Annotated in this window: 21 protein-coding genes and 1 other annotated feature; of the genes, 12 read left to right on the top strand and 9 right to left on the bottom strand. The window is 44.1% G+C overall.

The annotated features are described in order from the left end of the window. Nucleotides 1–122: 122 nt before the first annotated feature. Nucleotides 123–470, top strand: coding sequence for a DNA primase (locus MKX60_RS08735; protein ID WP_076285257.1), 348 nt, complete (start codon nucleotides 123–125; stop codon nucleotides 468–470). A gap of 125 nt (nucleotides 471–595) precedes the next feature. Here the strand turns inward: MKX60_RS08735 and MKX60_RS08730 are convergent, their stop codons facing one another. Both MKX60_RS08730 and cyoE read right to left on the bottom strand, forming a co-directional pair. After that, nucleotides 596–1219, bottom strand: a complete 624-nt coding sequence (locus MKX60_RS08730) for an SCO family protein (RefSeq protein WP_305953490.1) — start codon at nucleotides 1217–1219, stop codon at nucleotides 596–598. 17 nt (nucleotides 1220–1236) lie between these two features. Further along, on the bottom strand, nucleotides 1237–2169 hold the full coding sequence (gene cyoE / locus MKX60_RS08725; RefSeq protein WP_042191612.1) for a heme o synthase: 933 nt from the start codon (nucleotides 2167–2169) through the stop codon (nucleotides 1237–1239). A gap of 242 nt (nucleotides 2170–2411) precedes the next feature. On the opposite strand from cyoE, the gene MKX60_RS08720 reads away from it, so the two are divergent. Then, a complete protein-coding gene (locus MKX60_RS08720; RefSeq protein WP_341059530.1) occupies nucleotides 2412–3413 on the top strand; it encodes a metal-dependent hydrolase in 1002 nt (333 codons plus the stop codon). A 108-nt stretch (nucleotides 3414–3521) separates the two neighbouring features. Next, a complete protein-coding gene (locus tag MKX60_RS08715; RefSeq protein ID WP_234539791.1) occupies nucleotides 3522–3710 on the top strand; it encodes a hypothetical protein in 189 nt (62 codons plus the stop codon). Nucleotide 3711: 1 nt separating this feature from the next. Here the strand turns inward: MKX60_RS08715 and trpS are convergent, their stop codons facing one another. After that, nucleotides 3712–4698, bottom strand: coding sequence for a tryptophan--tRNA ligase (gene trpS / locus MKX60_RS08710; protein WP_341059529.1), 987 nt, complete (start codon nucleotides 4696–4698; stop codon nucleotides 3712–3714). A gap of 61 nt (nucleotides 4699–4759) precedes the next feature. Beyond that, nucleotides 4760–4999 (bottom strand) — a binding site (T-box leader). A 134-nt stretch (nucleotides 5000–5133) separates the two neighbouring features. On the opposite strand from trpS, the gene MKX60_RS08705 reads away from it, so the two are divergent. After that, nucleotides 5134–6108, top strand: coding sequence for an aldose 1-epimerase (locus MKX60_RS08705; RefSeq protein WP_076300354.1), 975 nt, complete (start codon nucleotides 5134–5136; stop codon nucleotides 6106–6108). A gap of 202 nt (nucleotides 6109–6310) precedes the next feature. Next, entirely contained in the window at nucleotides 6311–6541 is a 231-nt protein-coding gene (locus MKX60_RS08700; RefSeq protein WP_042130917.1) for an alpha/beta-type small acid-soluble spore protein, read from the top strand. A gap of 149 nt (nucleotides 6542–6690) precedes the next feature. Here the strand turns inward: MKX60_RS08700 and MKX60_RS08695 are convergent, their stop codons facing one another. Then, nucleotides 6691–7101, bottom strand: coding sequence for an O-methyltransferase (locus tag MKX60_RS08695; protein WP_341059528.1), 411 nt, complete (start codon nucleotides 7099–7101; stop codon nucleotides 6691–6693). Between the two features lie 361 nt (nucleotides 7102–7462). Beyond that, nucleotides 7463–9262 carry a M3 family oligoendopeptidase gene (locus MKX60_RS08690; protein WP_341059527.1) on the bottom strand — a complete coding sequence of 600 codons (1800 nt, stop codon included), beginning with the start codon at nucleotides 9260–9262 and terminating at the stop codon, nucleotides 7463–7465. A gap of 118 nt (nucleotides 9263–9380) precedes the next feature. Between MKX60_RS08690 and MKX60_RS08685 the strand changes: the two genes are divergently transcribed. Then, nucleotides 9381–9572, top strand: a complete 192-nt coding sequence (locus MKX60_RS08685) for a YycC family protein (RefSeq protein WP_042130920.1) — start codon at nucleotides 9381–9383, stop codon at nucleotides 9570–9572. After that, the gene (locus MKX60_RS08680) at nucleotides 9569–9799 is read left to right on the top strand and encodes a hypothetical protein (protein WP_042130921.1); all 231 of its coding nucleotides are present in this window, start codon (nucleotides 9569–9571) and stop codon (nucleotides 9797–9799) included. The genes MKX60_RS08685 and MKX60_RS08680 overlap by 4 nt, the downstream gene beginning before the upstream one ends. 92 nt (nucleotides 9800–9891) lie before the next feature. Here MKX60_RS08680 and MKX60_RS08675 read toward each other — a convergent pair whose 3' ends face one another. Together MKX60_RS08675 and MKX60_RS08670 are read right to left on the bottom strand one after the other, a co-directional pair. After that, nucleotides 9892–10602, bottom strand: a complete 711-nt coding sequence (locus tag MKX60_RS08675) for a DUF2225 domain-containing protein (protein ID WP_076285264.1) — start codon at nucleotides 10600–10602, stop codon at nucleotides 9892–9894. A gap of 36 nt (nucleotides 10603–10638) precedes the next feature. Continuing rightward, nucleotides 10639–11022, bottom strand: coding sequence for a globin domain-containing protein (locus MKX60_RS08670; protein ID WP_042191628.1), 384 nt, complete (start codon nucleotides 11020–11022; stop codon nucleotides 10639–10641). A 412-nt stretch (nucleotides 11023–11434) separates the two neighbouring features. On the opposite strand from MKX60_RS08670, the gene ylbJ reads away from it, so the two are divergent. From ylbJ to MKX60_RS08650, 4 genes are all read left to right on the top strand, one after another. Further along, on the top strand, nucleotides 11435–12697 hold the full coding sequence (gene ylbJ, locus MKX60_RS08665) for a sporulation integral membrane protein YlbJ (protein WP_341059526.1): 1263 nt from the start codon (nucleotides 11435–11437) through the stop codon (nucleotides 12695–12697). A gap of 76 nt (nucleotides 12698–12773) precedes the next feature. Continuing rightward, the gene (locus tag MKX60_RS08660) at nucleotides 12774–13577 is read left to right on the top strand and encodes an NAD kinase (RefSeq protein ID WP_042191633.1); all 804 of its coding nucleotides are present in this window, start codon (nucleotides 12774–12776) and stop codon (nucleotides 13575–13577) included. A gap of 157 nt (nucleotides 13578–13734) precedes the next feature. After that, nucleotides 13735–14919, top strand: a complete 1185-nt coding sequence (locus MKX60_RS08655; protein WP_339267067.1) for a stalk domain-containing protein — start codon at nucleotides 13735–13737, stop codon at nucleotides 14917–14919. A gap of 20 nt (nucleotides 14920–14939) precedes the next feature. After that, nucleotides 14940–16379 (top strand): S41 family peptidase, encoded by a 1440-nt coding sequence (locus tag MKX60_RS08650; RefSeq protein WP_076285267.1) that lies wholly within the window; start codon nucleotides 14940–14942, stop codon nucleotides 16377–16379. Nucleotides 16380–16506: 127 nt separating this feature from the next. Here MKX60_RS08650 and MKX60_RS08645 read toward each other — a convergent pair whose 3' ends face one another. Then, nucleotides 16507–17133 (bottom strand): YutD family protein, encoded by a 627-nt coding sequence (locus MKX60_RS08645; protein WP_081383019.1) that lies wholly within the window; start codon nucleotides 17131–17133, stop codon nucleotides 16507–16509. Nucleotides 17134–17466: 333 nt separating this feature from the next. After that, the gene (gene lipA, locus MKX60_RS08640) at nucleotides 17467–18372 is read right to left on the bottom strand and encodes a lipoyl synthase (protein ID WP_042191639.1); all 906 of its coding nucleotides are present in this window, start codon (nucleotides 18370–18372) and stop codon (nucleotides 17467–17469) included. A 294-nt stretch (nucleotides 18373–18666) separates the two neighbouring features. Here lipA and MKX60_RS08635 point away from each other — a divergent pair, with 294 nt between their 5' ends. Then, the gene (locus tag MKX60_RS08635; protein WP_081383020.1) at nucleotides 18667–19740 is read left to right on the top strand and encodes a M23 family metallopeptidase; all 1074 of its coding nucleotides are present in this window, start codon (nucleotides 18667–18669) and stop codon (nucleotides 19738–19740) included. Nucleotides 19741–19903: the final 163 nt, after the last annotated feature.

The raw sequence follows: 19903 nt of genomic DNA, 5'->3' as shown, positions 1-19903 counted from the left end.
TTTACGACATTTCCCGGGGAATGAAGACTTTCTTGCAGAAACAGTTGTTAAAAATGACGATCCTTCGGTAAACTATAATGAGCCTGAAGCTTAGACCCATTCCCGGAGGTGATTGTCAGCTAATGTCCATAACGATTATTGTCGAAGGTAAGAACGATCGCAGCAGATTACGGCGCGTGCTGGTACCGGAAGTAGAAATCCTATGTACCTTTGGTACATTAAATACACTAAAATTAGAATCCCTCCGGCAACAAGTAGGAGATGGAGAAGTATACCTTTATTTGGATAACGATAGCTCTGGCAAAAAAATACGCAGTGTGCTCCGGGATGCCTTCCCTGATGCCGATCATATTTATACTCGTCGCGGATATGCTGGTGTGGAAGGTACGCCTGATGAATACAACATCACTCAGCTCGAAAAAGCCGGATTAGAAGATTTCATCATCTACCCTGAACCACTTCCATTTTAGCTGAAACAAGTATAAGGATAATGTATAGCATGAAACTTATACTATCGTATATTTAAAAAAACGCCTTTTTCGTTATCCGCTCAATAAAGAGGGATTCGAAAAAGGCGTTTTTAATGTTTGATATTCTATTCCCGAGCCAATTTCGTCAGCTGATCGGCAAGAAATTCAGGAGTTACGTTCTCCGTATCTCCTGCGTCATACAATGCACGAAGTTGATTGTCTCGGTCAACTAACGCTATACGGTTGGCATGTACGAAATTTTCTTTGGAATTCCCTGCGATTAGTACTTTAAAAGAATCCGTCGCTAACTTACGAACTTCTTCCTGATCCCCCCGCAAGAAATACCATCCATCATAATTCGCCTGAAACCGGTCTGCAAAAGCCTTAATAGCTTCCCGAGTATCATTCTTCGGATCAAAAGAGATAGAGACAAAACCCGTATCTTTACCAAAACTGCCATCCTCGACCAGAATCTTCTGTGTCTGAGATAACAAAAACGTAGTTATAGGACATACATCCGGACACTGTGTAAAAAAGAAGTATACCAGCCGTGCTTTACCTTGTGTATCAGCCAGAGTAACCTGGTCTCCATTCACATTTTCAAGAGAAAAGTCCTGCACTTCTCCGATTACTGGCAATTTTTCTTTTCCTAAATTCAAAGAGTTAATTGCCAGATAACCAGCCATAATCAAAGCAAGTATTAGCAGAAGCCAAGTCCATTTATAACGCTTAAAGGTTTGCACGGACACGTATACCCTCCCTCTTCTTAACCGTGAATCGTATTCAATACAAGTACGATCAAACTAACTGTCAGGTAGTTAATGGAGAAGAGGAAATTCTTCTTCGCCCAGACTTCATCATCTTTAGCCTTAAAGCCCATCAAGGTCAATACTAACCAAGCCAAGGACAACGCTGATGAAATGATTAGAAAAAATATGCCTGCGTAATCATAGGCGTACATTAACACTGGAATAGGCAGCAAAAGGGCTACATAAGGAATCATCTGAAACTTCGTACGTCGCGTTCCTTTAACTACAGGTAGTAATGGAAATCCTGCCGCTCTATATTCTTCTTTACGTCTAATGCCCAACGCCCAGAAGTGAGGGGGTTGCCATAGAAACAACATGGCAAAGATCAGCCAAGCGCCTAGATCAACCGTTCCTGAAACCGCAACATAACCAATTACCGGGGGCATTGCTCCAGAAATCGCACCTACGGAGGTGCTCCATGTTGATGTCCGCTTCAACCAAAGCGTGTATACTACTACGTAAACGAACATGCCAACAATTCCAAACAGACCGGCAAGCATACCTGAAAAAGCAAACAGCACGATCAAACCTGCAATACCAAGCCCAATGGCGTATAATAATACAGTGTTTGGTTTCAGTCGTCCTGTAGGAAGCCCCCGTTCACGGGTTCTTTCCATCTTCATGTCCAGATCCCGGTCGAAATAGTTATTAAAAACGCAGGCTGAAGCCATAACCAGCATTGTACCGAGCAGAGTCAGAACTAATCTGCCGTAATGAACATCCCAACCCGAGGCCAGCCAATATCCCGCAAAGGCCGCAATAAGGTTAGATCGGATAATACCGGGTTTTGTTACTGCAATGAAATCACGCCAGCTAGCACCTTCCGGTGGAGATTTTGCAGACATGGCTGCAGAGTCGGAAGAAGCTTGAAATGTTATATGATTGTCCACACCTAATGATCCTCCTTCTAAACGAACATGTAACGTTCTAACCGAAGTTTTTTTAACTTCGCTGTTAACTTTATCATAACAAACCCGTGAAGACTTTGACAGTCATGGAACAGTAAGTTCATGAATTCGACAATTACGTGACAATATTTATTTTGTATTTATTTCAATCCCCTTAATAACCAGAGCTGTATTTGGGTAATTATTAAATAGAGAACTTCCGAACAACAAAGGAGAACTGACCAATGGATACTGCTACACATTTAGTTATGGGCCTAGGCTTAGCTGGGCTTTCCTTCGTTGATCCCATCGTTGCTTCTGATCCGAAACTGGCCGGGGCTGTTATGCTGGCAACAGTGCTCGCCTCTCAGGCTCCTGATGCCGATACTGCGCTTCGACTGAAGGACAATGCAATGTATATTCGAAATCACCGAGGAATCACACATTCCCTACCCTTTCTAATTCTGTGGCCCGCGCTGATTTCCTTCGTGTTAGGGCCCTTATTTGGTTTTACTGATTTCCAAGCTCTAAGCCATATTGCGCTCTGGAGCTTCATTGGTGTAGGTGTTCACGTATTTTCTGATCTATTTAATACCTATGGCACTCAGGCTGCACGTCCATTCACGGAGAAATGGATTGCATGGAACATCATCCACATTTTTGATCCATTTATATTTGGTAGCCATATCGCAGCCATCCTTCTCTGGATCACCGGTATCGTTCCACCGCAACCTTTATTTATTACGCTGTATGCCTGTACTATTCTTTATTATATTTGGAGAACCGTCGTTCACGCACGTCTCACGCGTAATATTAAGCTTAAGGATTTACATCATAGTGCCGGCGAACGTTATATTGTAATCCCTACAATTTCACTAAAGCGCTGGAACGTAGTAAAAGTGAAAAAAGATGGTAGCTATGATGTTGGGCAGTTAGTCAATAACCGACTGGAATGGTTCAAACATGCTGTATGCTCGACTCATCCCGCTGTGGAGATATCCAAGTCGCACCCTGATATTCAGTCCTTTCTATACTTCACCTCTTATGCAGTAGCCGAAGTCGAGGAACTTCCTTCAGGATATATGGTTCGCTGGGGGGACGTACGTTATTTACATCGCAAACAATACCCATTTGTGGCTGTATTAGTGATGGACAATCAATATCGACCTTTAAATACTTATGTAGGTTGGCTTAGCAGCGAGAAGCTCGACAAACGATTTTCCATTGACCCTGGTTCTTTACGATGAAACTGTAGACTTACGCAGAGATCTATTCTATAATCACAAAAAATCCCGGAGTATTATCATCATACTCCGGGATTCATTTTAGCAGACATAGAAAGGAAGGCTCTCTTAATGGGTAAAGGACTTTCACTTTGGTTCGCTTGTTCTTCTATTCTTATTCTTACTGCCGCTTCAATCGCGATCAGTTATAGCTTTTGGTTGGCACTTCTGCTCGGATTTCTCTGTGTTATGAATATTGGCTGGGGATTTATCCTCAAGGCCAAGATCAGACGCAAACAGGAAAGCCTAAGCGTTGATTAGATTAACGAGCTGGCAGAAATCCCATTCGCTCTTTAACTCCATTCAGCGTCTCTGTTGCAACAATGCGCGCACGATCAGCACCTTCTGCAAGAATATCTGTGATCGCACCCGAGCTACGAATTTCATTATATCTTTGTTGTAAAGGCTCAAGCGTAGTTACAACCACTTCAGCAAGATCTTTCTTAAAGCCGCCATACATTTGCCCTTCATAACGATCGGCAATTTGCCCCAGTGTCATTCCAGAACATTCGGAATAAATACTCATCAAATTACTGATCTCTGGCTTATTAGCTGGATCAAAAATTACTTCACGTCCTGAATCAGTCGTTGCACGGCTGATTTTTTTACGGATTACGTCCGGTGAATCTAACAGAGCAATGTAGCTGCCTGCGTTAGCACTGCTCTTGCTCATTTTTTTGGTGCCATCATCCAGAGACATAATACGTGCACCCACCTCTGGAATGTACGGCTCCGGAATGGTAAAGAATTCGCCAAAACGATTATTGAAGCGGCCAGCTAAATCACGAGTCAGCTCCAAATGTTGTTTCTGATCTTCTCCAACTGGCACAAGATCCGCATTATAAACAAGAATATCTGCTGCCATCAAGGAAGGATAGACGAATAAACCAGCGCCAACAGAATCTTTACCTGATGATTTATCTTTAAACTGGGTCATACGCTCCAGCTCGCCCATTGCTGTAAGTGTCGTCATGATCCAGCCCAGTTCAGCGTGTTGTGGCACGTGCGACTGCATATAGACATTAGAACGTGCAGGATCAATTCCTGCTGCAATAAAGAGGGCCGCTACGGACTCTGACTGCTCACGAAGTGCCGCAGGATCTTGTGCTACAGTGATTGCATGCATATCGACAACCATAAAGAAACATTGATGATCATCTTGCAGCTTCACAAAATTTTTCAGTGCTCCAATGTAGTTCCCCAGTGTAAGTGAACCGCTTGGCTGAATGCCTGACATTACTTTTTTCATAATATAGACCTCCGTTTGATGTCATTTCTAAGTTTCCGAGAACGCAAAAAAAGCCCCATCCGCAAGGGACGTGAGACCGTGGTGCCACCCTTATTCGCTGCTTAATCTTGTTTAGACAAGAAGAAAACAGCCTTAGTCTTCCGTTAACGGGGAAGATCCGGCCGGTCTACTAGGGCATTTAGCTCCCGTTCAAGCTCGGCGCTCAGGGGTCCATTCATCAGGTTTGTCCTACCGGTTCGCATCAACCACCGGCTTTCTGAAGGTGCAATACCTGCCTACTTGTCCCCGTCATCACATTATCATCATGAATTAATGCCTTCATCATAGAACCATAAAGAGAAGTTGTCAAATCACTTAACCACTACCGTATAAATCTGTTATGATAAGGTTATCCATGTTCTATTCGATTACAGTTACGATAAAGGAGCATATCTCATGAAACAGGTGACCAAAGGGCAGTGGGGCGGTTATGATACTTATATTTTGCACAGCCGTGAACTGGAAGTCACGCTTTTGCCGCGACTAGGAAATAACGTGATTTCATTGTTTGATGTCAAGAAACAACGGGAAATTCTACGGCGGCCTGATGAAAGCGATCAAGCTTTCTTTATGCAAAAACCTTACCATTTTGGCATGCCGCTATTAATTCCACCCGGAAGAATTCGCAAGGGCCAATTTCAGTTCGAGGGTACAAGTTATCAATTTGACCAGAATACCGCTAATGACAATCATATTCATGGTCTACACCGAACTCAGGCTTGGTGTGTCAGCGATATTGAAGAAGATGAGGATGGTTGCGCGGTCACTACTGAATTCCGAACGGAAGATGATCCTCACTGGATGGAGCAATTCCCTATCCCACTTAAATTCGAAATGACGTTTAGGCTTCAGGAAGCCCGATTTACCCAAACTTTAAAGGTTACAAATCTTGGAGATCATCGAATTCCTTTTGGGATCGGTTATCACACCTGGTTTATGATTGATGGAGAACCTGAGCGCTGGAATCTTAAGCTCCCAGTAAATAGTATTTATGAACTGAACGATGAATTGCTCCCTAGCGGCAATCTGATTCCACTTGGTGATCTGGAAGCCTTGAACACCGGAATGAACATGCAGGGAACTAATTTTGATACTGCTCTACGTATTGGAGAAAAACAGCCTGTAGAAGCCTTATTATTACGCGATGATGGTTATGGCCTTCGTTATACTGCTGACGAGAATCTATTCCGTCACTGGGTGCTATATACCAAAGGACCGGCTGATCAATTTCTGTGTATTGAGCCCTATACATGGCTCGCGAATGCACCGAATGTATCCGAGGATGCTTCCTTCACAGGTCTTTTAACGGTAGAACCCGGTCAGAGTCAGAATCTATCCACCGTGCTGGAAATGATCTATCCTGAGATTTAAAGCAGATATACATTATATCGGTCTTGCCTTGCGATTACGTAAGGGAAGACCGATTTTTTTGTGTAATCCCTAGTAATAAAGGATTTCTATCCTCACTTTTATTTCACTAATAATTACCATCCTTAAAACCTTTCGAAGTGATGCATGAATTAACCTCTTAGCGCTCATACTATCTTCACAACGGGCGAAGGAGGTGACACACATGGGTCAAGCAGGTCAAGGTCGTAGCAGCCGTTCCAATAACCTGGTCGTTCCTCAAGCAACTGCGGCATTGCAACAGTTGAAATATGAAGCAGCACAGGAGCTTGGAGTAACGATCCCAGCTGACGGTTATTACGGGAACTACACTTCTCGCGAAACTGGTTCTCTGGGCGGTTACATCACTAAACGTCTAGTACAACTGGCAGAACAACAACTGTCTGGTCGTCAGTAACAACGTTATCTTAAGTGTTTTATCCGGCTAGGGCGATATCAAGCATAAAGCCTAAAGTCGAGTAGCTTTCGAGCCCTCTCACACTTCTTTCTGAAGCTGTGGGAGGGTTTTTGATTTTCACAATTATTGAAATTTTATGTAAACAACGCTTAACCAAAAAACTGTTCGGAACTTTCAGCAAAGGCATTACGAGGTGATCGAATCATTAGATTCGCCATATTATAATTGGACTCCAATGTAGCATCTACAATCACCATTCCCTGTCTAATGGCGAATTCATAAGAAATCTCACCATGCGTCCAACGCCGCTTGTATTTCAGGCTTTCCAGTGCCATTAGTCGAAAAGAAGACTGTTGTCCATCTGTCATCCCTTCTTTTGCATCAGTGAATCCCCCGCTTCGCCCAAAAAGAGGATTATGTCGTATCCCGAATTTTCCGATCATGTTATTTCGTATTTGCACAAAAACCGTACCAGAAGTTAATCCCGATAATTCTTCCTGCAGCTCCTTAAACACCATATCCATCTGTCTCGCTAATGATAATTGTTCCGTCTTAAGCATTACTTCTCCTCCTAAAAGTTTTGTGAGCATAGCTTGATTTGAGTGCACTTCGCAGAACTGACTTCGTAAGCGCTTGCTTATTTTTGTGAGTTCAGCCAAGTGGGACTCTAGCGTGCCTTATATAAGGCTTAAGACTCATTATAGGTTACTAACAAATGGCAAACAACATTATTCGGCAAAATTGGGTTATTATCCCTATAGATGCGCGAAATCCATAGATTAATCGCATATTTCTTTTTATAAATCGTGATTTTTCGACATTTTATCATTAAAAAAAGCCCCTGTATCAGGGACTTTTGCGTGTTCATGCTGAAAAATTGTTGTTTTTTCTACCGCTAAATTTGTCTTAGTTTAGACTTTTTCAAACTAATTGCTCCGTCATCTCCAAGAACTCATTAATGTCAGCTACAATCAGATCTGTAGCGCCTTGCCAGAAGTCCGGCTTCGTAAGATCCACACCCAGATGCTTAAGTACCAAATCCTCTAAAGTCATCACACCAGTATCTTGCAACAAGCTATCGTATTTGTCTGCAAAGGACGCTCCTTCTTGCAGAGCCAGTCGATACAAGCCTGTGCTGAACATGTAGCCAACGGTGTAAGGGAAGTTATAGAACGGCACATCTGTGATATAAAAATGCAGTTTAGAAGCCCAGAAATGAGGATGGTATTCCGAAAGCACCCCACAGAAGGCTTCCTTCTGTGCTTCCACCATCAATTCAGACAGCTCCTCAGCATTTACAAGGCCTTCCTTACGTTTCTCATAAAAACGAGTCTCGAATAAGAACCGAGCGTGAATGTTCATAAAGAAAGCTACGCTGTTTTGAATTTTCGTTTCAAGCAACGCCAGTTTCTCTTCAGCGTTGCCAGCGGCTTTAACCTGAGCGTCAGATACAATGACCTCTGCGAAGGTTGAAGCAGTCTCTGCAACGTTCATAGCGTAGTTCTGATTAAATACAGGTTGATCATCCAGCAAGTAAGAATGATAAGCATGTCCCAGCTCATGTGCCAAGGTTGAAACATTGGAAGTTGTACCGCTATAAGTCATGAAAATCCGCGATTCCTTACTCTCAGGGAAGGATGTACAGAAACCTCCAGGACGTTTTCCCGGACGATCCTCAACCTCAATCCAGTTATTATCAAAAGCACGCTCTGCAAACTCTGCCATCTTCGGACTAAATTTGCGGAACTGGGTAACGATATCTTTAGCGGCCTGATCATATGGGATTTTACCTGAAGATTTACCCACTGGCGCTTCGACATCTACCCAGGAAAGAGCATCCAGTCCAAGCAGCTTAGCTTTACGCTGAAGATAGGTCACGAGTGCAGGCTTGCTATTCGTAATCACGTCCCACATCGCATTCAAAGTATCTTGTGACATACGATTGATGCTTAGCGGATCTTTCAGAATATCTTCCCAACCTCTTCCTTTATAGAGCTTCAGACGGAAGCCTGCTAAGTGATTCAAGGTATCCGCACAGTTATCTGCTGCTTCGGTCCATGCTTCTTCCCATTTATGGAACATGGATTGACGTACTTTCGGATCTGGATCATCCAGCTTGTTAAAAGCTTGACCTGCGGAGAGCAGCTTTGTTCCTTCTTCATCCTCAAATGGGATCTTAATCGAGCTTACAATCGTATCATAGTGCCCGCTCCATCCATGATATCCGTCAACGGCTAGTTCTAGCGCTAAGCTTTCCAACTCTGGACTCATCTTCTCACGGGCCAAGTCACGGCTCTCGCTCAGCACGAACGTTAATGGAGCAATCTCCGGACGTGCCATCCACTCTGCCCATACCTTGTCTGTAGTCTGACGAAGCACATTACTGAATTGTGAGCTAATGCCTTCGAATCCGGCACGCATACTTGTCACTCGAGCCGCCAGTCTTACCGCACCTTTGTCCATTTGATTCTGAGCGCCCAGACAGTCTGCGAAGGAAGAGACCTCCACAAGTCTTCCTGAACAGCTCTGAAGCAGTTCTATAACCTCGTCCAGCGCCTTTGTAGATTCAACATCCGTTGGAGCTACAGCATTCTTCACCAGACCCTGTAAGGCTGCAATATCTTGTTCAAGATTCTTTAAAAAGCTTTCTAACTCAGTAGAGGACGATCCTCCAGGAAATATGGAATCAAGTTCCCAAGTCAGTGATAATGGTTGTTTCATGTCTTCTCACCATTCCTTTGCTCTCATTTCGTTTTCTTTGTAATTGAATTAACACCGTGGTAAAGTGAATAACGATACCGGAACATTCATAGCCGATAAACTTTAGGAGGGCATCCATATGAAGCCACTACAAATTTCACCGGAAACAGCCATAACGTTATCCAAGCAACTAGGCGTTCCACTGGAACACTTGATGCATATGCCCCAACATATTTTGCTACAAAAAATAGCTGAGCTATCCAAAAAGCAGAATTCACCGCAAGCTGAGGATGGAAATGAAGAGTCTCCTTCTGGGAAGGATTCACAATGATTCCTTTTAGTCATACCTGGCCTTATGACATTATTTTAGGCGATATGTATGTGCAGTATTGCCCGTTCTGCAACTCGGAGAATGTTCTTCTCCCTATGAAGCCAAAAGAGTTGCAAATCGTTCGTGACGGCAAGAAAAAACTACTTGTCTTCCCATGTTGCAGCGCCAGTCCCACAGTTGTAGATAACGACGGAGATTACCTCCTATTCGATCGGGCAGTCCGATAAATAGAAGGTCATCTAAATCCCAATCTTACCATTTTTATAAAGCGCAGACGAGAGCATTACTCTCTTCTGCGCTTTTTGTTGTTCGTGAAGCTTTAAGAACCTGAAGGCAATCCATCGGCATCAATATCTACAGCTTCGCCGCGCATTTGCTCTCTTAGCACAACCCACTGCTCCCTGGCAGCTCGAATCATCGCAGCATCCATAATCTTCTGATCATTAATCAGGCGTGAGAACCACATTACAGCCACAGAGAACTCTCCGATGCGCCGGTTAAGTTCGCCGATAAGATACATGAGCCGGGCATCATTGCCAGCTATTCCGTCTTTTTCGTATACCTTCACATATTCAGCTAATGAATAGCGCAAAAAGCGTTGTTCCTGTTCCGTATTCCCTTGATATCGATACAACCAGGCAATGTGATGAAGCAGACTTGCAATAATTCGATCCTTATCGTTAATACTTTGAGCGCATAAAAGCGCCAGTTTATAGGTCTCAAGTGCAGTTTCCCAGCTTCGTTTATCCCCAAAGTCACGGCTCTTCCATCGTTTTCCTACCTGTTCATTAAATGCTTTTCGCTGCAGATCCGTCAGCTTGTCCGCTGAATTTTCTGTAGAGGCAAACCCACAACTCGGGCAGACACGTACAACATAATAATCCGGATTCTCGTTTTTGTAATATGCGCAAAAATCAGCATCGCGGCGGATAGCCTTTTTTAGGCTAGGGCGTACGCGAGAGGTTGAAAATTCATGTTCACAATTGCAACATTTGACCTTAATAGAATATAGGGGTATTAACTCTGGCAAGTACTCTCATTCCTTTCAGGATCAACCTGTCCCTTATTATTCCTGGGGCATGTTAACAAAATGATGTGCGGGACCTGCAAGACGGCTAAGCACGAACGAACGTAGCGGCTCTTCTACGCCGGTCTCCTCAAGCGCCTCTTTCATACACTGCAACCATTCTTCAGCACGTTCTGGAGTAATGGGAATATGCATATGCCTTGCTCTCATCATGGGATGTCCATGCAGTTCTGAATACAATGGGCCACCGCCAAAAAACTGTGTCAGGAATTGATACTGCTTCTCCAGAACAGGAGAAATGTCTTCAGGAAATAACGGACCCAGCTGCGGATGAAGCTGCACTTTGGCATAGAACACTTCCACCAAACGATGTAGCGCCTCAGCTCCTCCTAGGTTCTCATATATACTCTCATTTGGATTCATTGAGGTTACCAGCTCTCTTCCATATTAATGAAACGTTTCTTACTTTATTATACCAAAAAAAAGCACGGCTCGGATATCCGTCGAAAGTGCCCCTAAACGGCAGAAAAAAGACGCTAAACTATAGTTTAGCGCCTGGAGGTTATTGTCAGTAGGTCCGAAATTCTTCATCACCTGAAGGGACGAGAGAGACCCGGATCACATATACAAAAGCACAAACGAGAACTCCGGCTACAACGCTCATCGCCATCACTCCATCCCATTTATTCTTGTAACAGAGGGTGCATTTCTTATTTACATAATATCATATTCCGAACGAAAAAGCACCGAATTATGTAACCGCTTCCTTTATTTTTTTTGTGCTGTTTGTCCTTCTTTTCGCATACATCTAACCATAGATCAGGAGGCGTTAATTATGACTTTTAAAAAGATTGGCGGCCCACTGCTGGGATTAACATTGGCAGGCTGTATGCTGCTGATGTTGCTTCATCCGGAGGCATCCCTTGGCGCAGCCTTACGAGGCCTGGCCATCTGGTGGGATGTGTTATTCCCCTCCCTATTTCCATTCTTCGTCATATCCGAAATCATGCTAGGCCTAGGGATCGTTCATCTCTTCGGTGCACTGCTCGATCCATTGATGCGCCCTCTTTTTGGTATACCAGGTAGCGGCGGGTTTGTCGCTGCGATGGGATATGTATCAGGATATCCTGTTGGCGCTAAATTAACCGCTAAGCTGCGGGAACAGAATCTGATTAGCAGAGTAGAGGGCGAACGATTAGTCGCTTTCACAACCTCCTCTGACCCAATCTTTCTGTTAGGTGCAGTATCCGTTGGTTTCTTTCGAGACGCATCGTTGGGGCTCATCCTAGCCCTCGCCCACTATGGGAGCGGTTTGATTGTTGGCTTGCTAATGTCGTTCCATGGACGCAAAGAACAGAGATCCCCCTCCCAAGACCCATCCATAACTAGTTCTACTGCCCTCTCTGTTCCAGCCAAAAAAGGTTTTGGAAGAATCCATGCAGCACTTCTTGCCATGGAGGAGGCTCGGCGCAAAGATGGACGGAGCTTTGGGGAGCTATTAAAGGGAGCAATCCAGTCCTCGCTAAAGCTTATTATTGTCGTAGGCGGTTTGGTTGTATTCTTCAATGTGCTAATGGAACTGCTAGCCCGTGCCGGTATCCTATCCTCCCTTTTTAACATGACCGGACATCTTGTGTCCCTTGTAGGTGGTCCTCCAGAACTAGCTCAGGCTCTCATTAGCGGATTCTTTGAGGTGACAATCGGTGCCCGTTCAGCAGGTGAAGCCGCAGCTTCCATCCCGCTTCAGTTCAAGGTAGCGGCAGCTGCCTTCATTCTCTCTTGGGGCGGATTATCTGTACATGCCCAGGTGGCAAGTATTCTGAACGGTACCGGGCTGCGGTATCTGCCATTTTTGACTGCACGGCTAATTCACGCCATACTCGCATCAGGATTGGTCTTGCTGCTCTGGAACCCTGTGATGAACACAGGGCTGTCTACCACATGGGTATCATTACCAGCCTCTGCTGCCTTTACTCCTTCTGCCTCAGGGATCACGGCAAGCCTCGCCCTGCTGAGTCTATTATTAACTGCTGCAATTCTAGTCTCACTGCTTATCCCTGTATTCATGACAATGATTCGATGGGTACGGCGAAGTTGATTAACATATTGTGTTCCGGGTCAAGATTGATTATGATCGGTGTATGACTGAATTATACAAAAGGAGCCTGTACATCTTGAGATATTATGTTCTGGACCGCGGTGATGAACTATCAATCAAACTTGCCGAGCAGTTTCACAAGCTGGCGGCGGAGCGGGACCTGCAACTGGATGCCGAGTCTCCCGAAATCGTCATCTCTATTGGCGGAGACGGCACAATGCTGCACGCTTTTCATACCTTTATCGATCAAATCCCCAATCTAGCCTTCGTAGGTGTGCACACAGGACACTTAGGCTTCTATGCGGACTGGCAAGCGGAAGAGCTACCCACCTTAATCGACTACATGTGCGGAACCGAGGATTCTGAGCCTCAGAAACCTCGTATCGTGAAATATCCGTTGCTTGAGCTGGAAATTCACAAGAAATCCGGTTCTTCGTCCCACATTGCCCTAAATGAATTTACCCTTAAAGGGGTAGATGGAACTATAATGATTCAAGTTGACATCAATGATGTTACCTTCGAAATGTTCCGGGGTGATGGGCTTTGTATTTCTACTCCTTCTGGTAGCACGGCCTATAACAAAAGCCTTGGGGGAGCCATGGTTCACCCATCTATAGAAGCGCTGCAGATTGCCGAAATCGCCTCAATTAACAACCGCGTATTTCGAACAATGGGGTCGCCATTACTACTGCCGAAGCATCACCATTGCGATATTCTTTCATGTAAGGATCAGCGCTTACTACTCACGATAGATCATAACAATATCCCAGTAGATGATCTGATTTCAGTACGCTGCCAAGTATCGGACAAGAAGGTCAGTTTCGCCAGGTACCGTCCTTTTCCGTTCTGGAACCGTGTACGTGAAGCTTTTTTAGTTTAAGATTAACCTTCGATCCAACGATTTTCAGTGGCTGGAGATATCCATTTCTCCGGCTTTTTTGTGTGACAAAACTAACACCAACTGATAGACTGAGAGAGAAGCCAAATGGTATAATGAGGCTATTTTACAAAGAGTTACATAAAAGGAGAGAGTACTGTTGAAAAGATTTTTATCCCTCTTAAGCATAAGTCTACTGGCCCTCATACTTGCGGTCCCGGCTTTTGCAGCATCGAAACCAATTGATGTTTATATTAACGGAAGTAAGGTTTCCTTCACCGCTGGATCCCCATACTTAGCGAACAATTCTGTACTTGTACCTTTCCGGGTTGTCTTTGAGAAGCTTGGACTTCAAGTTCTCTGGGATGCCAAAACTGGAACGGTAACAGGAAAAAGTTCAAATCTTGCGATTACCCTCAAAATTGGCAGTAACCGCGCTACTGTTAACGGAACCGTTAAAAAACTAACCACTGCACCAGTTTCCTCAGCCGGCACTACATACATCCCTTTGCGTTTTATCGCAGAGGCAACCGGGGGCACAGCTGTCTGGAATTCTACCAGTAGAAGTGTACAAATTACTACTCCTGTCTCCAAAGGTAAGGACGAAGCAGCCATTACAGCATTAATCCGTTTGTCTAATCAATATTTCAATGAAGAAAAAGCGACTAGCTTCTACTCCCTTATGGATCCGGAGTACTCTTACACGGAATCAGTGGCCGAACTCAATGAATCTTTTAAAGCTTTTGACATAAAGAATACTATTGATAGCTTGGAAATCCTCGACATTACAGCTGACGAAGCCACTGTGTATACGCTTGAAAGTTCACGCAGAATAGGTGGGACTTATACTCCAGATACAGAGAATGAATACGTATATACCCTGGTCCGCAAGAACGGAAGCTGGAAGATTTCATCCGTGGAATCCCAAAGCTCGACCGTTCTCCTTACTCATGAACAAGGTATAAAACCAGCAGCCAACATCCCTCAAAACGATGCGGATGCCATCAAAGGTACTATTAGCAAGTATTATCAAGCAATGAACGAACAGAATCCTACAGCAGTTCTTTCCACGATGACTTCATATGGAGAAGAATATGATTCCTCTCTCAAGGCAGATTTGGATGATTTCTTTGCTTCGTATGATATTACCTATACTCCAGGCATTTCAAATATTTATTATTACAGTGCCAAAGAAGCTGCTATATATGTAGAAAGCAAAGACAAGGAAGCTAGTGAAGAGGAGACTTATGAGCAAGGCCTTATCTATATTCTATCCAAGTCGGATACTGGTGTATGGACAATCGATGACACATATAGCATCTACAATAAACTTGTGAAATCCTAATAAAAAGGGTGTTTGATTCCATGAAATCAAAAAAAATAATAAGTGCACTGTTAACCAGCTGTCTAGCTTTATCTATTACATTTGCTCCACTGGCTTCCGCTGCAGATGCCGCTAAAGCTTCCACAGACAACAGTGATCTTATTAATGAAGTAATGAAGCTATTGGAGAACTATAATCTTTCAGATGTAGATAAAGATATTTTGATTCGCGGAGCAATTGACGGCATGGTGAACACACTGGATGATCCATACAGCCAATACTTCAATTCCGAGGAAGCGGCGCAATTTGAACATGCGGTTGATCTCGAATACGTTGGCATCGGTGTTAAACTTCAATATACGCCAACAGAGCTCTACATCGAAGAAATCTCTCCAGGTTCTCCTTCTGAAAAGGCAGGCTTGAAACGCGGCGATACGATTCTCAAAATCAACGGAATACCTGTTGACGAAACGGATGATTCGGAACTAAGTGGAGCCGCGGGCACTAAGGTCACCCTGCTGATCCTCAGAAATGGTGTCACAAAATCTTATGTTGTCACCCGAAATGAATTGAACTCGACTTCCGTTTTTGGAACCCTCATTGGTCCGAAGATTGCCTATATTTCGCTAAGTGGTTTCACACAGAATTCTGATGAAGAATTCGCCGCTATGCTGAAGAAGATGCGTACAGCGGGAATGAAATCCATGGTGCTTGATTTACGTGATAACTTGGGTGGCTACATGGATTCGGCATACAACATTGCCTCTAGTTTTATGGATAAAGGCATCATGATGTATACCTCTGATCAAAGTGGCGCGTTAACTCCTGTAACGATTACTAGTGGCAGCAAAATCGGTGTGCCCGTCGTAATTCTAACCAACGAATACACTGCAAGTGCGTCAGAAGCTCTTACGGGCGCCCTGCGCGACAACAAGCTGGCTACTGTTGTAGGCACTCGTTCTTACGGCAAAGCGCGTATTCAAAGCCTACTTCCAGTGTCTAATGGCGACATGCTGAAATTGACCACGCAGAAATATCTAACACCTAAAAAAGAAGACTTTAATCACATCGGTCTCGCACCGGATATTGAGGTAAAAGGGAAAACTGCACAGTTGATTACTGCCCTGCAGATTGCTGGAATGAAGACTTTAGAAGTCACCGGAGATCATCATATCTTAAATATCAACGGGGTTCCTTTTGCTGGTAATGTTGGTCTTGTGAAGCAGGGCGATAAAACTTATGCTTCATCGCTGGTGCTGGCTGCGCTTGTCGAGGGCGAGATCACCTGGGATGCGAAGAACAAGAAGGTCATCGTAAAGAGCGGAACAGGCACATCTACCGGCTTTACGCTTTCCTCCAAAGAGGCGCTATCTCAGAATGGTGAGACCTACATTGAATTAAATGCCTTTAAGAAGAAGTTTCCGGCACTCGTATGGAGTTACAATGCTACACAGAAGCAATTGAAATTATCTATAAAATAAATCCATAAGAAAAGGCAGCAATTCTCCAGAGATGGGGTTTGCTGCCTTTATTATTTGTGCATATCTATTCAAAAGAAAAAAGCTGTCTCATTCGTAGAAGGACTCTACTTATGGTCAGCTTTCATCGTTACGATTGTGGATTTTCTATGTTTTGTGTGTTTTGTGTGTTTTGTGTATTTTGATTATTTTGAGGCTTTTGTGTGTTTTGGGGTTTTTGGGATTGACCTTGTGGTGGTCTGCTTTGAAATTCCTTTTTGGATTTCTTCCCTTGCGAATCTTTACCCCGGTGATTTCGGCTTTGATGTTCTCTCAGAGGTCTATCCTTAGCAGAAGTCATCTCTTTAAATGCAGCAGATGAATTCGAACCTTGCTTAGATGATGTTTCTTTAGAGGAGAGCTCTTTATCTATAGCCGCTCCATCATTATCTTCAGCTTCTAGCTCCGAATCTTCTTCCTCACTCGGCTCTGGTATTTCTTTGATCAGAATATCCTTGAACAAACCTTCTTGTGGTACCTCTTTTAACTTATGCAACACAAAATATGCGCAGCCAAAATTGCAATATTCATTAATATAATCGACCATGCCAGAAATCGCTGTATCCCGATTCACCTTTGGGTGGTTGTCCCGATAAAAACCTTTCAAACGCAGCTGACTGTAACCCCAGTCACCAATAATGTAGTCGTATCTTTCCAGCACTTCGCTATATCTTCCGCGAAACGCCTCCGGATTCCAACCATCCTTATGATCTAACATTAGTTCGTAGCCTTTTCCGCCTATAACGATCAAACCTTTTGTCGCCTGCCTTTCGAAGGAAAGTATTTTCGTTGATTATGCCGTCATTTCCGAGAAATATTGGGCTTTCGGTCGCTGTTGTTGATTAATTTCTTCTATTTGAACCGCATCAGCGGTGAAATTAATCAACAAAGGCGAACGCTACGCTCCTACAGCTCCAACATTTCTCTCCAATGACTCAAATCAACGTTTTTTTATGTGTAACCTATGGGCTGAGTGTTTCAGAATGCTATCGCTCCTTCAACCCTCTCCTTAATAAAACCTTTTTGTGACTTTGTCACTATTTCAAAAAAATTAACTAGAAGAAACCGTGCGCTCCTCACGAGCTTGAGCGGCAGATTTCACCTGCTCATGCGCACGATAAGAGCTGCGAACAAGCGGAGCTGATTCCACATGGCTAAAGCCACGCTTCAATCCCTCTTCCTTAAGCAGCGCAAATTCCTCTGGTGGATAATATTTCTCCACATTCAAATGCTTTGGAGAAGGCTGCAAGTATTGTCCTAAAGTCAATATATCACAATTTACGGCTCGTAAATCATCCATTGCTTGTAAAATCTCATCCCACTCTTCACCGACTCCAAGCATAATGCTTGATTTGGTAGGAATATCCGGCTTCATTTCCTTAGCTCTGCGCAGCAGTTCCATCGAACGGCGATACTTCGCTTTAGCCCGTACACGGTCTGACATCCGTTCCACCGTCTCAATGTTATGGTTAAGAATGTCTGGATTACTGTTCATAACAATCTCTAGACTATTCCGTTCTCCCAGGAAATCTGGAATCAATACTTCAACACTACATAACGGAAGGCGTTTACGAATTGCCGCTACCGTCTCAGCAAAAATCTGAGCGCCACCATCCGCAAGATCATCACGGGCCACACTGGTCACCACGCAATGGCGAAGGTTCATTCCCTCTGCAGCTTCTGCTACACGTTCAGGCTCCTGCAGGTCCAGCTCTGTCGGCAACCCTGTATTCACAGCGCAGAAACGGCATGCGCGAGTACATATATCACCAAGAATCATAAAGGTAGCCGTTCGATTTGCCCAGCATTCATAAATATTCGGACACCTAGCTTCTTCACATACGGTATGTAAAGTTTTAGAACGCATCATGCTCTTGATTTCCTGATAGTTATCACCGGTAGTTAGCTTGATTCTAATCCAATCCGGCTTAGGCTGCTTTGCTGTTTTATTCGTCAAAATAATAAACCCCGCTTCCTCCTGAATGTGATGCTGCAGATGAAAGATGCTGCCTCATATTATACCATGTGCGCTTTACAATTGCCTGTTTTTGTGAAATATGCAGGGCATCTCAACTTCGATTCCGGCGAAGAATTTACTGGTACCTTTAGACAAGAACGGATAAAAAGTAGCCTTTTGCTTCAATCTATAATAAAAGCTTTATCCGAAGTGCCTACATTCAATTCTACGCCCGGACAAAAGGAGGCTGTTATCTTGCTGGCCCTATTTAAGAATACTAATAACCGGAGAACTATGTTATGTCTGTCCGCGGCCGCTATCCTTTGGGGTGGTTTAGGCCTTCCCGTTCCAGCAGCTGCAGTACAGGCTACAGTCCAACCGGTGGAAAGCAGCGGCAATTCTGTTAATGCTAGCAAAGAATCCATATGGTCTGCCCGTAGGGGGATTTATGATCAACTGAGTGCAGCCACTGGAATCCCTTGGTTTAGATTCGCAGCCATTGATCAATATGAACGCACCATCGCCAAAAAAGGTTCCTCAGACAAACCCGTCACCAACCGTCTTACTGGAATCATGATTCCAGCACCCGTATGGTCCGGTCCACTCAACCCGGATCAGGAGGATACTTCTCCTGAATCCATCACTTTCTTTAACGGCTTCGGCCGTGATGGCTCAGGTGATGGAATCGCCGATCCAGAGAATGATGCTGATGTTCTATATAGTATGGCTAGACACTTGCAGAAATATGGTGATTCACCTAATGATTTCAGCATTGGCATTTGGGAGTATTATCACAATGGTCGTGCCTCTCAGCGCATAGCTCAGTTCGCTAAGCTATATGAACATTTTGGTCGGCTTGACCTGTCAGGTAATGCTTTTCCACTTCCCTTAAGTAATTCTTATTCTTATCGTAGCACTTGGGGAACCGGCAGAAGCTGGGGTGGGGCACGTATTCACGAAGGGACTGATCTCTTTGCACCGCAAGGTATGCCGGTACGCAGCACCTGCTTTGGCTTAGTGGAAACTAAAGGCTGGAACCGCTACGGTGGCTGGAGAATTGGAATTCGTGATATCGAGAACCGTTACCATTATTACGCCCATTTATCCGGGTATAACAAATCCATTTCTCGTGGAGATATCGTCTCACCAGGTGAAATCATTGGCTGGGTTGGCAGCTCAGGTTACGGAAATCCAGGAACACAAGGGAAATTCCCGCCACATCTACATTTTGGCATCTACCGTGACCGAGGGATTACTGAATGGGCTTTTGACCCTTTTCCGTTGCTAAAACAATGGGAGAATCAGGAGTATAGAGACTTAAAGAACAAAAATAAAAAAAGTGCTACAAACAAGGAAAAACGCCTTTAGCGTCCCTAAAGGACGGTCAGCGTTTATGCGAGAAATATAAGGATAATGTATAGCGTGAAAATTATACTTTCTTATATTTTAAAAAAGAAACGGCTTCGCCATCCTTTGGAGATGACACCCGTTTCTTGATGAATAAGGCCCCTTCTTTTGAAGAGAGGCCTTA

It is taken from the genome of Paenibacillus sp. FSL R5-0914 (assembly GCF_038004525.1).
Taxonomy (GTDB): domain Bacteria; phylum Bacillota; class Bacilli; order Paenibacillales; family Paenibacillaceae; genus Paenibacillus_AQ.
Note: the sequence above shows the minus strand (reverse complement) of the source record. Positions and strands in the feature narration are given on the sequence as shown.

Excerpts from the sequence above, each read along its gene's own strand:
- MKX60_RS08735 (WP_076285257.1), top strand. The coding sequence starts at position 123 with ATGTCCATAACGATTATTGTCGAAGGTAAGAACGATCGCAGCAGATTA.
- MKX60_RS08720 (WP_341059530.1), top strand. The coding sequence starts at position 2,412 with ATGGATACTGCTACACATTTAGTTATGGGCCTAGGCTTAGCTGGGCTT.
- MKX60_RS08715 (WP_234539791.1), top strand. The coding sequence starts at position 3,522 with ATGGGTAAAGGACTTTCACTTTGGTTCGCTTGTTCTTCTATTCTTATT.
- trpS (WP_341059529.1), bottom strand. The coding sequence starts at position 4,698 with ATGAAAAAAGTAATGTCAGGCATTCAGCCAAGCGGTTCACTTACACTG.
- MKX60_RS08705 (WP_076300354.1), top strand. The coding sequence starts at position 5,134 with ATGAAACAGGTGACCAAAGGGCAGTGGGGCGGTTATGATACTTATATT.
- MKX60_RS08700 (WP_042130917.1), top strand. The coding sequence starts at position 6,311 with ATGGGTCAAGCAGGTCAAGGTCGTAGCAGCCGTTCCAATAACCTGGTC.
- MKX60_RS08695 (WP_341059528.1), bottom strand. The coding sequence starts at position 7,101 with ATGCTTAAGACGGAACAATTATCATTAGCGAGACAGATGGATATGGTG.
- MKX60_RS08690 (WP_341059527.1), bottom strand. The coding sequence starts at position 9,262 with ATGAAACAACCATTATCACTGACTTGGGAACTTGATTCCATATTTCCT.
- MKX60_RS08685 (WP_042130920.1), top strand. The coding sequence starts at position 9,381 with ATGAAGCCACTACAAATTTCACCGGAAACAGCCATAACGTTATCCAAG.
- MKX60_RS08680 (WP_042130921.1), top strand. The coding sequence starts at position 9,569 with ATGATTCCTTTTAGTCATACCTGGCCTTATGACATTATTTTAGGCGAT.
- MKX60_RS08670 (WP_042191628.1), bottom strand. The coding sequence starts at position 11,022 with ATGAATCCAAATGAGAGTATATATGAGAACCTAGGAGGAGCTGAGGCG.
- ylbJ (WP_341059526.1), top strand. The coding sequence starts at position 11,435 with ATGACTTTTAAAAAGATTGGCGGCCCACTGCTGGGATTAACATTGGCA.
- MKX60_RS08650 (WP_076285267.1), top strand. The coding sequence starts at position 14,940 with ATGAAATCAAAAAAAATAATAAGTGCACTGTTAACCAGCTGTCTAGCT.
- MKX60_RS08645 (WP_081383019.1), bottom strand. The coding sequence starts at position 17,133 with ATGTTAGATCATAAGGATGGTTGGAATCCGGAGGCGTTTCGCGGAAGA.
- MKX60_RS08635 (WP_081383020.1), top strand. The coding sequence starts at position 18,667 with ATGTTATGTCTGTCCGCGGCCGCTATCCTTTGGGGTGGTTTAGGCCTT.